This window comes from Pseudoalteromonas sp. SR45-6 (assembly GCF_014163545.1).
GTDB classification, from domain to species: domain Bacteria; phylum Pseudomonadota; class Gammaproteobacteria; order Enterobacterales; family Alteromonadaceae; genus Pseudoalteromonas; species Pseudoalteromonas rhizosphaerae.
In genome coordinates, this window is record NZ_JACJDM010000009.1 from 48,654 (window position 1) to 62,596 (window position 13,943).

Consider the following 13,943-nt stretch of genomic DNA (forward strand, 5'->3'; position numbering starts at 1 on the left):
AAGGGGTGTGAAGCTACGCATCTCTTGGTAAGCCCTTTTCTACGATACGTATCAAACGGGCGGTTTTTCTTAGCAACTTATCTTGTTTTGAGTGTTGTTGCTTAAGCGCCCACTCTATATGTTCTTTTACCAACTCGGTTGATTGATCATAGCTGGCACTGAGTGCGTCAACGATCGATTGGCTAAATTGCGCATTACCTAAACCTACAGCAATATTTCGTAGCCAGCGCTGATGACCAATTCGACGGATCGGACTGCCTTCGGTATTTTTTAAAAAGGTGGCTTCATCCCAACTAAATAAATCAAGTAAATCTTTATCTTTTAGTTGTGTTCGTGGGTGAAAGTCGGCTTCATCGGTAATTTGCCCGTAGCGGTTCCATGGGCAAACTAATTGGCAATCATCACAGCCGTAAACGCGATTACCTAATAGTGAGCGATATTGCTCAGGGATTGGTCCTTGCAGCTCAATAGTAAGATAAGAAATACACTTGCGTGCATCCACCACGTAAGGCTCTACAATTGCGCCGGTAGGGCATAAAGTAATGCAGGCAACGCACTTTCCACATCCCTCAAACTCATTGGGCTTATCAATTGGTAAAGGGATATCAACAAATAACTCACCCAAAAAGAACCAAGAACCGGCTTCTTTATTGATTAGCAAGCTGTGTTTTCCACGCCAGCCTAAACCTGCTTTTTCAGCAAGTTGACGTTCTAATACTGGTGCTGAATCAACAAATGGCCGATAACCTAATTGAGCGATTTGCAGCTCAATTTTTTGACCTAATTTTTTTAATCGATTACGCATCAGTTTATGATAATCACGCCCTAACGCATAACGACTAATATACGCTTTATCGGTATTTTTGAGGGTTTTAGCAAAGCTTGCATCAGGGGGCAGGTAATTCATTTTTACAGATATAACCCGCACAGTACCTGGGACTAGCTCCGCAGGGCGAGCGCGTTTCATACCATGAGCGGCCATATATTCCATATCGCCGTGATAGCCTAAATCAAGCCAGCGCTGTAATTGTGCTTCGTGTTTGCTTAGATCAATGTCAGTGATGCCAACTTCAGCAAAGCCAAGTTCTTTACCCCACTGTTTTATATCAAGGGCTAACTGCGTGTGATCGGATATTGAGCTACTCACATGGGTACATCATTAAGAAAAAATAACGACGCAATTTAACATATTTACAGCACAGTTAAAACGCTTGCGCTTAGACAAAACGCTTTAACTGCTGCAGAGTTTGCTCACTTAGTTGTTGTGATAATTGACAATCACCTAGCGCTACATCAATTTGTGCTTTTGCTTGGCTGCCTAACGCAACGATTTGTTCAACTGATTGATGAGTTTGATTTTGTGTCTGTTCGAGTAAGTGCACAGCGCTTACAATTTGCTGTAATTGTTGTTGATTGTGTTCAAATTCAACAAGCCGATCGGTAAATCCATGGGATGTATTACTAATGGTTGTTTCTGCATTATGTGAATAACTGACAAGTTGCTCAGATTCTTTATTTGTTTGATTTACTAAAGAATCCATTTGGTTGATGAAATCGCTGATCTGGCGAGTTGCATCACTTACTTTAACCGATAAAGTTCTTACTTCATCTGCTACAACCGCAAAACCACGACCTGCTTCACCCGCACGAGCGGCTTCTATTGCAGCATTGAGCGCCAACAAATTAGTTTGATCTGAAAACTCTTCAACCATTTTCAGGATGCTACGAATATTCTCGCTGTTTTGTTTTAAGCCAGAAATCGTTTCTGAAAAACTGCTCAATACATGACTAATCGATTTAACTTGAGTGACTAGTTTTGTGAGTTCTTGTGCAGAGTGTGTAACAAAGTTTAAATGCTCTGCGTTTACTTGATGAACATCATCGGTATTGGTAACGATACTTTGCAGACTATCAGTTATTTGATTACTGGCTGCGGTTATTGTTTGGCTAAAATCAATTTGTTGTTCGCTTAGCTGCGCCGTATGTTGCATTGACTCAGTCACTTGATTATTACTTTGTGCGCTGGCCTGCGAACTTTGGTAAGTGGTAGCGAGCAATTGGCTTAGATGATCAGTAAAGGTATTGTACTGTTGGCTGATCTCACGAAATTCATCATAGGTAAAGTGGGGGAGTTTAGCTGCTAAGTTTGCATCTTGGCGGTTAATTTTTATTAATGTATCGCGCATTGCCGTAACTGGGCGCACGATCAGAAAGCGCATGTAAAAGAGTGTAAAGGCAAAGCCGGCAATAATAATCACCGTGAGTAACCAAAATAGGCTAGTGTCTGCGTCTTGCGTAGTTAGACTTTTATATAACCAAATCAAAGTAATAGCTTGGAAAATAAATACAAAGCTAAGGTTGCCAACAATCTTTCGGGTTAAAGTAAAAAAGAAGCTTTGTTCTATAAAATTATAAATACGCATATACCCACTCATCAATTGCCCGCTCGGCTGTAGTATTGTTTTACTCAGTATCGTTCAAATTCACTTTAATTCAAGAATATAGGATGAACGGCAGCTATTTTTGATAACTACAGTGAGTTTAAAATCATTTTCGTGTTGCATGGATAATTAGTAAAAATTCCGTCGACACCAAAACTCAGCATTAACTCAATATCTTCTTGTTTATCAACCGTGTACGCATAAACTTGTAAGCCGCGTTGTTTGGCATCCGCGACAAACTCATGGTTAATAAAGTTTTTATCAACATGAATACTAAACGCCTGTAAGCGCTGGGCAAATTCGGCATAGTTGATAGGAATGGAGCCCGTTAACGCGCCAATTTTTAGCCAAGGTAGTTTCTGTTTAAGCCACATTAATTGATGATGATCAAATGAAGAGACTAACAGCATATCCTGAGATAGTTTGTTATTAACGATATTTAACTCAATCAGCTCAACAAATTTATCCAACGAGAAAGTGTGTTTTAACTCAAGGTTTAAGAGCACTTTATTGGCTGTCCAATCAATAGTTTGCTGTAGGGTTGGGACAAATTCGCCATTGCCGGCATCAAAACATTGAATTTGCTCTCGGGTAAGTTTATTTATTTTGCCGCGGCCGCTGGTGGTGCGATCTAGCCAAGTATCATGGATGATCATGTAATCATCCAAACAGCTTTGTACATCGACTTCAATACCATCGACTTCAATTTCGACTGCTGCGGTTATCGCACTCTGGGTATTTTCTGGATAAGTGCCACTGGCGCCCCGATGAGCAAAAACTTTTATCATAATGTGTGTTTCCGAGTAACTGACCATGTTTCGTAAAATGCTGCACTAATCACTAAAGCACCGCCAAGCAGGGTCTGTAGTGAAGGTTGTTCATGCAACAGCAAAAAAGCTAAAAATGTGCCATATAAAGGCTGTAAACAAGAAATAAGTCCCGCTGTTGATGCTGATAAATACTGTAAACTTGCCGCAAATAAAGAGTGCGGAGTTGCAGTAAAAATTACGCCAGCGACGAGCAATAACCCTAGATCTTGGTTCGATATATTAATCACTGGTACTTCAATAAAAGCACATAATAACAAGCTAGCCACTAATGTTTGATAAAACATAGTTTGTGGCCCACCGTAGTGGCTAAAGTATCGCTTATGAACAATATTTCTAAACGCGAAAAAAAATGCTGAAATAACACCGGTTACCACGCCTAAGGTGACATCATTACCCATATCTGCATTTGGTGTCAGTAAATAGATCCCTGTTATTACTACACTTGCGCTGAGCAAATCGTTTACTTTGGGCTTACTACCATTAAAGAATGGTTCAATAAATACGGTGATCACAGGGTAAGTAAAAAATGCAATCATGCCAACCGCAATCCCAGCCATTTGCATACCAGCAAAGTAGGTGACCCAATGTATACCTACAGCAGCCCCTAACAACAAAGCAATTAAGTAATCTTTAGCACCGCTGAGTTTAATTGCTTTTTTTTGCCATAACAGCAATATCATAATAGCCAGACCCGCGATGGCTGCGCGGTACACTGTGATATCTAATGCGTTGAGATTTATTAATTTGGCAAATAGTGCTGTGCCACCAAAAAGTAATACCGCAATATGTAAATAAATTAAACTTTGTTGTTGGGGTTGCATGTAAATTCGCTCTGCTATTTTTTACTATCTTATCACTGCTCATAATAAGGTGAAATTTTTAAAACATGACAAATGTCAGCAAAGTTGATGACATTTTACACTCTTATTTTTTTTAGCGGCTGGCATAGTTATCACATTCAACTGGAGGTAATTATGAATGCTTTAATTTTAATCAGTTTATATATCAGCGATTTTTTTGAAATATATAGTTTTAGTATTACTTACGCCGGTTACTTTATGCTGTTATGTGTTTTTGTGTTATTTAGTAAAAACATAATTATAAATAAAACGATACACTTGGGGTATTAGTATGAGTTCACTTGACACGGTTGCTGAGCAAATCGATAAAGGGTTTTGGAAGTATGGACATTTAATTTTTACTGGCTTTTATTTGTTGCCAATTATGATTAACTTTGCAAATTTAACCGCAAACAACATTTTTATGTCCTTAGCTTTATATATTGCTTTTATTATGCTCTATGTAAAAGCAATAAATTGCCAAGATACCGATACTACTAAGTTAGTTATTGCTATGTTGTTAGTTTGTTTTAGTGCTACTTTTTATACCTCAGGCACACCGACATTATTTGGTTTCGTTGCCTATATTGTCGGTTATGCATATAGTAAACTGCAACGAATTTTTTCAGCGTTAGTGGTCATTTTAACTGTTCTATTAAGTGCATATATTGGCGATATTGCAAAAGTAGAATACTTTCTCGCTATATCTTTAATTTTATGTGCGGCCTTATTTAGCTACGGTATAGCTGCAAAAAGAGAGCAGCAATATAAAATCCGCGAGCAAGAAAACGCCACGCAATTAGAGCAATTAGCAGCAATTGCTGAACGCGAGCGTATTGCTCGCGATTTACATGATATTTTAGGTCACTCTCTTTCATCAATTGCTTTAAAAGCAGAGCTTGCTAATAAATTAAATCAAGGTGAGCGTTACACACAAGCAAATACTGAAATTGCCCAAGTTGCAGAGCTTGCAAGGCAGCTATTGAGTGATGTGAGAAGTGCTGTCAGTGATTTAAAACAGCTCAATCTTGCGAGTCAAATTTCCCAATTGAAACAAAGGCTAACCGAACAAGGTTTTGAGGCGGATTTTAACGTCAAGTTAAATGTGTTACCTGCAAAAGTAGAAGGTATCGCAAGTCTTATTATTAAGGAAGCTGTTACTAACTTACTACGCCATAGCAGCACCAAGAAATGCATCGTTAGCATAGCGCAAAATCAGCAGCAGTTAATAATCAATGTGATTGATCATGCACCATGTAGCTCAATAAAACCTGGAAATGGCTTAAATGGCATTAAAGAACGAGCAGAGCAGCTAGATGGTAAGGCTACATTTACCTGTGAGGATAACTTTAGTTTAAATGTAATGCTGCCTTTAACAGCGAAGGGGTTCTAATGATCAAGGTGTATTTAGTAGAAGATCAGGGGCTTGTGCGCGACGCAATCGCAGCATTATTAAGTCTAGATTTTAATATTGAGGTAATTGGTCAAGCAAGTAACGGGCAAGATGCATTAACAGCCATAAACATGCTAGACAGTAACTCTCTTCCTGATATTATTTTAACCGATATCGAAATGCCTAGCATGAACGGCATCGAACTCAGTGAGCAAATTGCATCAAAATACCCTGCTATAAAAATAGTTATTATGACCACCTTTTCGCGAGCGGGTTACATTAGGCGTTCTTTAAGTGCTGGCGTTAAGGGCTTTATTTTAAAAGAAGCCCCGAGCGATGAATTAATTAGCGCGCTTAAAAAAGTAATGCACGGGCAAAAGGTTATTGATCCTGAGCTTGCTATTAACGCATTAGATGATACTGATCCGCTGACAGATAAAGAACGAAAAGCATTACAACTCGCAAGTGAAGGGTTGAAAACAGCCGATATTGCCGCAAGGTTATACTTAAGCGAGGGCACGGTACGTAATTACTTATCAGACGCTATTGCTAAATTAAATGCCATAAACCGAGTAGATGCAGCGCGTATAGCCAAACAAAAAGGTTGGTTATAACGCCGTAATAAGCTGTTTAAAGCAAGTAAAAGCGCTTTCTTAAAAGTTTCATAGCTTTTGCCTGTCTCATTGATCGGTTATGGGTTAAAATAACATCATAACCAATTAACAAGATAGTGAATGTCAAACCAAGATCCTAATCTCAGTCGAGAACAAGAAAAGTACGAAAACCCTGTCCCAAGTCGTGAGTTTATACTTACTCATATAAAAGACCGTGCCAAGCCTGCTAATTTTCATCAATTATGTGAGGAGTTAGCGGTAAACGATGATGAGCGTCAAATTGCTTTTAAGCGTCGTTTACGTGCCATGGAGCGTGATGGTCAACTGTTCTTTAATAAATTTAAATGCTACGCCTTAATTGATGAAGCTGGGCTTGTTAAAGGCAAAGTAATCGGTCACCGTGACGGGTTTGGCTTTTTAGAAGTCGAAGGCGAAAGTAAAGACTGGTTTATTGCCAAGCATCAAATGAGTTCGGTACTGCATGGCGACATAGTGCTGGCTAAAGGCACCAAACGAGGCTCCGGCGGCAAGTGCGATGCGCGTATTATTAAAGTGCTGGCTGGCGAGCGAGCACCGATTGTTGGTCGCTATTTTGTTGAGCATGGCATAGCAGTGGTGGTGGCGGAAGATCCACGTATCACCCAAGATATTATTATTTTGCCGGGCAGTGAAAACGGCGCACGTCACAACCAAATGGTGCAAGTGCAAATTACCCAAAACCCTAACCGTAATATGAATGCGGTAGGGAAAATCATTGATGTACTGGGTGAGCATTTAGCCCCAGGTATGGAAATTGAAGTGGCACTGCGTAATCACGATATCCCGCATGTATGGCCAGAAGCGGTTGAAAAGCAGGTTGAACACTTAGGTGAGTTTGTCGAAGAAGGTGACAAGCAAAATCGAGTCGATTTACGTGATTTACCATTGGTTACGATTGATGGTGAAGATGCTCGCGATTTTGATGATGCGGTGTATTGTGAGCCTGTTGAATCGGGTGGTTGGCGGTTATGGGTAGCGATTGCTGATGTATCCCATTATGTCGCAATGAATACCCCACTTAATGCCGAGGCAATCGAACGTGGTAACTCAGTGTATTTCCCTGAACAAGTTATTCCTATGCTGCCAAAAGTATTGTCCAATGGCTTGTGTTCATTAAATCCAAAAGTTGACCGTTTATGTATGGTCGCAGAAATGCTGGTATCGGCTGAAGGTAAATTATCAGGCTATCGCTTTTACGAAGCGGTGATGAATTCGCATGCGCGCTTAACCTACACCAAAGTAAACGCTATCTTACAAGGTGATGAGAAGTTACGTACTGAATACGCACCGGTCGTGCCACATTTAACTGATTTACAGCAAATGTATATGGCATTAAAAGCCGCCCGCCAAGAGCGCGGAGCGATTGAGTTTGAAACCCTTGAAACACGCTTTGTATTTAACGCTCAGCGTAAGATTGAATCAATAGTGCCGGTGCTGCGTAATGACGCCCACAAGCTGATTGAAGAATGTATGATTTTAGCCAATGTGTCTGCGGCTAAAATGCTTGAAAAACACGAAGCCAGCGCGCTTTATCGTGTTCATGCTGAACCAGATGGAGAAAAACTGGCTAACTTTAGACAGTTTTTATCAGAGTTGGGTATTGAATCAACACTCAGTGATGAGCCAACACCAAAAGAAATTACCCATGTGTTAGCCAAGCTTGGCGACCGCCCTGATGCTGAACTTATCCAAACTATGCTACTGCGTTCGATGAAGCAGGCAGTATATCAAGCTGAAAACATCGGTCACTTTGGTTTGTCATTAGGTGAATATGCACATTTCACCTCGCCAATTCGTCGTTACCCAGATTTAGTCGTACATCGTGCGATTAAAGGCATTTTGAAAGCCCAAGGTATGGTTACGTCGGGTGCGTATGTTTATAGTGACGAAGAAGTCGCGCAATTGGGCGAGCAGTGTTCAAATACGGAGCGTCGTGCAGATGACGCAACCCGTGAAGTAGCTGATTGGCTGAAATGTGAATACATGCAAGATCATGTGGGCGACGAATTTGAAGGAGTGATCTCATCGGTTACTAACTTTGGTTTGTTTATTCGCTTAGCTGATTTACAAATTGATGGCCTTATCCATGTCACTAATTTAGGCGATGAGTATTTTCAATATGATGGCGCTAAACATTGCTTGATTGGTGAGCATTCTCGTAAAGTTCATCGTTTAGGCGATAAAGTCACGGTTCAGGTTGCATCGGTAAGCTTAGATGAGCGTCGCATCAATTTAACGCTCAGTGGCGATGTTGCACAAGATAGATACGCCCGTCGTCGTGGTGATGCAAAAGGGCATCAGCCGGCAAGTGTTCGTTCGCAGCTAAAACGTGGCAAAATACCAGGTAAAAAAGCTGACGCGAAAGAGTCAGGTGAACTTAGCGGTCGTTCTGATCAGGGAAAACCAAAGCCAAAAAAAAACAGTGCCAGTAGAGGCAAAAAGAAGCCTGCAGGAAAATCAGCGGATGCTGGCACTACAACTACTGCAAAAAAACCAAAGAGAAAGGCCGTGAAAAAGCCGAAAAGACCCGGCAAAAATGCCCGTAAAAGTAAGAGTTCAGGAGCAAGTGATACGTGAGTAATGAATTGATTTTTGGCTTTCACTCTGTTGAAGCAATTTTCGCAAGTGAGCCTGAGCGTTTTATTGAGATTTATGCCCTAAAAGGACGTGATGATAAACGCTTATCTCCAATTATTGAAGAAGCGCGTAAATTTGGTATATCAGTGCAGTTTATGCAGCGCAAAGCTCTTGATAACAAATCAAAGGGTGAGCAGCATCAAGGTATTATTGCAAACGTTATAGCGGCGCCGACTTTCAATGAAAAAGATTTGGATGCAATCATTGCGCGTGAAGAAACGCCATTTTTACTGGTTCTCGATGGCATAACAGATCCGCATAATTTAGGTGCTTGCTTACGTAGTGCAGACGCTGCCGGTGTTCATGCCATTATTGTGCCAAAAGATAAATCAGCAAAACTAAATGGCACAGCACGTAAAGTTGCCTGTGGTGCAGCAGAGACAGTACCGCTGATCCAAGTCACCAATCTTGCCCGTACTTTACGTGAAATTAAAGATGCCGGTGTTTGGGTTGTTGGTACTGCTGGCGAAACCGATGTTCATGTATTTGATGCCAATCTGACCGGGCCTATGGCGATTGTTATGGGCGCTGAAGGCGAAGGTATGCGCCGCTTAACGCGCGAACATTGTGATGTGTTAGTTAAAATCCCAATGGCAGGTACTGTATCAAGTTTAAATGTATCGGTTGCCACAGGTATTTGTTTGTTTGAAGTACTGCGTCAGAGAAATGCGACACAAGCTTAGTAATAATTGTTCAAAATAAAAGTTTAAACGCTGCTTTTTACATAGCAGCTTTTTTATTTTCCTTTATTTTTCCTATTTTAAAGAGTCCAACGTTAAAGCTTTATTAATTCAAATCTTTAAATGTAAATTGTTATAGTGTTAGTGTTGTTGTTATTGTTAATGTTAATGTCGTAATAATTAAAATAATATAAATTAAGGATTAATCATGTTTAGAGCTATATTCATATGCTTTGCTTTTATCTCTACATTAACTTACGCAAAAGAAAATCCATGGGACGCTTATGCTCACTTGCCAATAGTCGAGCAACCACAAATATCGCCAAATGGAGAGATGATAGCAACGGTTTATAATACTGATGATGGGCCAACCGTTAGCATTACAAAATTTCCAAGTATTGAATTAAATATTCTTGCTCGTATGAAAAAAAAACGAGATCGTATTGATTTTATACGTTGGTCTGGTGACAAGTATGTAATTGTTTCAACCAGCTACCCTGAATATAGTTATGGTCAGTTTTTACGTATTTCTCGATTATATGCTTTTGATGTGACAACAGGTGAACACAAAGTACTGACTACGAAACGCTTTTCAGAAAGTCGTTTTTATAAATATCAAAGTTTTAGATTAGTATCATCACTGAAACACGAAACCGATTATGCACTGGTGTCTACTTACGATGAAAACGATAGTGCATATTCTGTTTTTCGAGTTAATTTAGGTGATTCTCAATTTGAAAAAATACAGCGCAATAAAGACGGCATTAGTAGCTGGTATGCTGATAATAAAGGAGTGGTACGCTTAGGCATTGCTGTAGAAGAAAAAGACGATAAATTTACAGCCTCAGTATGGTATCGTGCAAAAAAAGAAGATGAGTTAGAAAAAATACATACTCACACTTGGGGTGAAGATAACACATTTAGTATAGAGGCACTTACGACTGACGGTACTAAAGCCTATGTAATGTCAGACAGAGAGCTAGGCCGTGAAGCGCTGTGGTTATATGATATCGCTTCAGGAGAATTTGAATCACTAGTTTATAGTCATGAAAGTTATGATTTAAGTAATACTATAAGAAATAGCGAAGGTGATTTGATTGGAGTTGGTTACTATGATGACTTTTATCAAACCTTTTATTTTTCAGAAAAAGATGCTCAACAAGAGCAAGCAGTCGGTAACTTATTTAAAGATAAACAAGTAACAATTGCCAGTCGAAATCGTGACCATAATCGGTTATTAGCATATGTGGTAAGTGACAGTAGTACACCAGTCTATTACTACTTTGATTTAAAAACTAAAAAAGGTGGTGTTTGGCTCTCTCAATATCCATATTTGGCATCAAAAGAATTCAGTTCTGTCCAAAACTATAATTTTAAAGCCAGTGATGGTATGGATGTTTCAGGCTATTATACCCAGCCAAAAGGTGCTAAACAGCCACCATTAATTGTTATGCCTCATGGTGGGCCTAATGCAAGGGACTATAAGTATTTTAATAAAGAGTTACAGTATCTAGTTAGTTTGGGTTATGGGGTGCTACAAGTTAACTTTAGAGGTTCCGCGGGTTTTGGTAGTCAATTTGAAACTGCTGGTTATTATCAGTGGGGTAAGCGTATGCAACAAGATGTTTACGATGCGATGGATTGGGCAATTGATTCTGGTTTAGCTAAAAAAGGCAATGCGTGTATTTATGGCTCAAGTTATGGAGGTTATGTGGCATTAACGGCGGCAGCTCAAGAACCTTATCGTTTTAAGTGTATAATTAGTGCTTCAGGCGTATCTGATCTTGAAACTTTTGTTGAAGATGAAAGTAGGCAAGGGTCTTATTTAGGTAATATTGTTGATATGACAGATAGTAATGCCGTAAAGGCGTTAGCTGATGTATCAGTCATTAATATGGTTGACAAAATTAAAGCCCCGGTACTACTTATTCATGGTGATAACGATACCCGAGTTGACTATAGGCAATCGAGCATTTTTTATAGTAAGGCTAAAAACCACGTTGACGTCAAATATGTAGAAATTAAAGATGGCACGCATTTTTTTGATGATTTAGAAAGCCAAAAAATATTGTTCTCAGAAGTAAGCTCTTTTCTGCAAAAGAACTTATAACATGTAAATGTTTTTTAGCTATTAAAAACTGTTTAGTTGAATAAGCAAATTTGTTTATTACCGAACTTATAAAACCTACTTGCTTAATTTTCCGACTAAGCGTAAAATGCGCGCTCATTTCGGCCTATTTAATATTAATTCCTTGCCTTAAACCGACCGGCTGAAACGGTAGAAGGCTCTATTAACCGTAAGGAATATCCATGCGTCATTACGAAATCGTATTCATGGTTCACCCAGATCAGAGTGAGCAAGTTTCTGGTATGATCGAACGTTATACTGGTTCTATCACTGAAGCTGGTGGTGTTATCCACCGTCTTGAAGACTGGGGCCGCCGTCAACTGGCATACCCAATCAACAAGCTTCATAAAGCTCATTATGTTCTTATGAACGTTGAAGCACCTACTGAAGTAATCAGCGAGCTAGAAACTACTTTCCGCTACAACGATGCAGTGCTTCGTAACTTAGTTATGCGTACTAAAGACGCTGTAACTGAAGCATCTCCTCTTGTAAGAGAAGAGAAGAAAGAAGCACCAGCTGCTTAATTGTTTTGAGTCCAAGCATGGCGCTTGATCAGCGAGAATTTTAAGGTAAACCATATGGTCAGTCCTTTTATGAATCAGCTGGTTATTTCTGGGGTTGTTTGTAAAACACCTAAGTTTAGCCAAAGCCCTGCTGGTATCCCGCATTGTATTTTTGTTGTAGAACACAAATCAATGCAAGTTGAAGCAGACCTTAACCGTAATAGTTATGTTCGGCTTCAAGTGGTTGCTAGTGGTAAGCAAATGCAACAACAGACTCAACATTTGCACGTTGGGCAGGCATTGCAAGTGAGCGGTTTTTTAAATCGTCACGAAGGTCGTAACGGCCTTAGCCAATTGGTTTTGCATGCTCAGCATATAGAAAGAATTATTTGAGGAATTTATCTCATGGCACGTTATTTCAGACGTCGTAAGTTCTGCCGCTTTAAAGCGGAAGGCGTACAACAAATCGATTATAAAGATCTAGCTACTCTTAGAAACTATGTTACAGAAAGTGGCAAAATCGTACCTAGCCGTATTACAGGTACTAGCGCTAAATACCAGCGCCAGCTAGCAACTGCTATTAAGCGTGCTCGCTACTTAGCCCTTCTTCCATACACTGACTTACATAAGTAAGCAGCGGATTAACACGTTTTTAAAAGGTGTAGAAACATGCAAGTTATTCTACTAGATAAGATCGCTAACCTAGGTGGCCTAGGTGACCAGGTTGTAGTTAAATCTGGCTTCGCACGTAACTTCCTTTTCCCACAAGGTAAGGCAGTTCCTGCAACTAAAGCTAACGTTGAAACTTTTGACGCACGTCGTGCTGAGCTTGAAGCGAAAATCGCTGACCAGCTTGTTGCTGCACAAGCACGCGCTGATAAGCTTGAAGCATTAGCTGAAGTTACATTAGTATCTAAAGCCGGTGACGAAGGTAAGTTATTCGGTTCTATCGGTACTCGCGACATCGCTGACGCTATCTCAGCTGTTGGTGTTGAAGTTGCTAAGTCAGAAGTTCGTTTACCTCTAGGTACTATCCGTGAGACTGGCGAATTTGACGTATCAATCGCAGTTCATTCAGAAGTAACGGCTACTATCAAAGTAATCGTAATCGCTGAAGCTTAATTTTTAATTAAGCGAAAAAAGCCGTGCTGAAAAGCACGGCTTTTTTGTTTATTATTATCATCCATATCACTAGCTAGCATATCATTTTCAACATAAATATTGATTAAAGTCCCTTTTTTAGGTTTTTTATCTGGTATTGTTTGATCTAAAGTAAAAATTAATTATTTATACCTATTAAAATGTAGCGACATTGTAATTAGATTACAGATTGTTGACAGTGACAGCGCTGTCACTGTATATTGTTTGTGCGCTGAGCATAGTGTTAAGGATGTAAAAATTGAAAGAGCAGATGATGAGAAGTACGAAGTTTTTTTCTGGTTTCACATTAATCGAGTTATTAATAGTCGTAGCTATTCTAGGTATTTTATACAGTGTAGCTATGCCTTCATATATTGAGCATATGGAGCGTAGTCGCCGTGCCGATATTCAACAAGTTATGTTGCAACATGGTGCAGTATTAGAGCGTATTTATTCACGTAATGGTGGTTATCCAAACGCTTTTGATACGGCAACAAATACAGATTTTTATACTTTTACTTATAAAGCGCTAAACCGTGTTAGTGGCGCTGCAGCTGATGCTAATTTTAAAAGTCGTGCATTTACATTAACTGCAACCCCAAAAATCGGTTCTGCCCAAGCAGGAGATCGCTGTGGTGCATTAGTGATTAAGCATGATGGCACACAATCAGCTGATGCTAATAGTTGCTGGGAGTAACA

At 39.7% G+C, this 13,943-nt stretch carries 14 protein-coding genes; 10 read left to right on the forward strand and 4 right to left on the reverse strand.

The features are described 5' to 3' along the window. Positions 1 to 13: 13 nt before the first annotated feature. The 4 genes from queG to H5158_RS06530 all read right to left on the reverse strand — a co-directional run bounded on the left by queG (position 14) and on the right by H5158_RS06530 (position 4,092). Complete coding sequence (gene queG, locus H5158_RS06515) at positions 14 to 1,147, reverse strand: tRNA epoxyqueuosine(34) reductase QueG (RefSeq protein ID WP_182718059.1); 1,134 nt, start codon at positions 1,145 to 1,147, stop codon at positions 14 to 16. A gap of 70 nt (positions 1,148 to 1,217) precedes the next feature. Continuing rightward, positions 1,218 to 2,435: a methyl-accepting chemotaxis protein gene (locus H5158_RS06520; RefSeq protein WP_149980629.1), complete on the reverse strand. Its 1,218-nt coding sequence runs from the start codon at positions 2,433 to 2,435 to the stop codon at positions 1,218 to 1,220. 95 nt (positions 2,436 to 2,530) lie between these two features. Then, on the reverse strand, positions 2,531 to 3,229 hold the full coding sequence (locus H5158_RS06525; RefSeq protein WP_145236954.1) for a glycerophosphodiester phosphodiesterase family protein: 699 nt from the start codon (positions 3,227 to 3,229) through the stop codon (positions 2,531 to 2,533). Then, positions 3,226 to 4,092: a DMT family transporter gene (locus H5158_RS06530; RefSeq protein ID WP_149980630.1), complete on the reverse strand. Its 867-nt coding sequence runs from the start codon at positions 4,090 to 4,092 to the stop codon at positions 3,226 to 3,228. Before H5158_RS06530 ends, H5158_RS06525 begins: the two co-directional genes overlap by 4 nt. Positions 4,093 to 4,402: 310 nt before the next feature. Here H5158_RS06530 and H5158_RS06535 point away from each other — a divergent pair, with 310 nt between their 5' ends. The 10 genes from H5158_RS06535 (at position 4,403) to H5158_RS06580 (ending at position 13,941) form a co-directional block, all read left to right on the forward strand. Beyond that, positions 4,403 to 5,503, forward strand: a complete 1,101-nt coding sequence (locus tag H5158_RS06535) for a sensor histidine kinase (protein ID WP_182739697.1) — start codon at positions 4,403 to 4,405, stop codon at positions 5,501 to 5,503. After that, positions 5,503 to 6,117: a DNA-binding response regulator gene (locus H5158_RS06540; RefSeq protein WP_182718062.1), complete on the forward strand. Its 615-nt coding sequence runs from the start codon at positions 5,503 to 5,505 to the stop codon at positions 6,115 to 6,117. Before H5158_RS06535 ends, H5158_RS06540 begins: the two co-directional genes overlap by 1 nt. A gap of 120 nt (positions 6,118 to 6,237) precedes the next feature. Further along, positions 6,238 to 8,733 (forward strand): ribonuclease R, encoded by a 2,496-nt coding sequence (gene rnr, locus H5158_RS06545; RefSeq protein ID WP_182739698.1) that lies wholly within the window; start codon positions 6,238 to 6,240, stop codon positions 8,731 to 8,733. Continuing rightward, positions 8,730 to 9,476 (forward strand): 23S rRNA (guanosine(2251)-2'-O)-methyltransferase RlmB, encoded by a 747-nt coding sequence (gene rlmB / locus H5158_RS06550; protein WP_064667888.1) that lies wholly within the window; start codon positions 8,730 to 8,732, stop codon positions 9,474 to 9,476. The genes rnr and rlmB overlap by 4 nt, the downstream gene beginning before the upstream one ends. Before the next feature lie 205 nt (positions 9,477 to 9,681). Then, positions 9,682 to 11,583 carry a S9 family peptidase gene (locus tag H5158_RS06555; RefSeq protein WP_259398482.1) on the forward strand — a complete coding sequence of 634 codons (1,902 nt, stop codon included), beginning with the start codon at positions 9,682 to 9,684 and terminating at the stop codon, positions 11,581 to 11,583. Between the two features lie 200 nt (positions 11,584 to 11,783). Next, the gene (rpsF, locus tag H5158_RS06560) at positions 11,784 to 12,125 is read left to right on the forward strand and encodes a 30S ribosomal protein S6 (protein WP_145236974.1); all 342 of its coding nucleotides are present in this window, start codon (positions 11,784 to 11,786) and stop codon (positions 12,123 to 12,125) included. Between the two features lie 54 nt (positions 12,126 to 12,179). Then, entirely contained in the window at positions 12,180 to 12,497 is a 318-nt protein-coding gene (gene priB, locus H5158_RS06565) for a primosomal replication protein N (RefSeq protein ID WP_145236977.1), read from the forward strand. 12 nt (positions 12,498 to 12,509) lie between these two features. Next, positions 12,510 to 12,737, forward strand: coding sequence for a 30S ribosomal protein S18 (gene rpsR, locus H5158_RS06570; RefSeq protein ID WP_002962753.1), 228 nt, complete (start codon positions 12,510 to 12,512; stop codon positions 12,735 to 12,737). Between the two features lie 36 nt (positions 12,738 to 12,773). Then, complete coding sequence (gene rplI, locus H5158_RS06575) at positions 12,774 to 13,226, forward strand: 50S ribosomal protein L9 (RefSeq protein ID WP_145236982.1); 453 nt, start codon at positions 12,774 to 12,776, stop codon at positions 13,224 to 13,226. A 289-nt stretch (positions 13,227 to 13,515) separates the two neighbouring features. After that, positions 13,516 to 13,941 (forward strand): type IV pilin protein, encoded by a 426-nt coding sequence (locus H5158_RS06580; RefSeq protein WP_182739718.1) that lies wholly within the window; start codon positions 13,516 to 13,518, stop codon positions 13,939 to 13,941. The last annotated feature ends 2 nt before the right edge of the window (positions 13,942 to 13,943 follow it).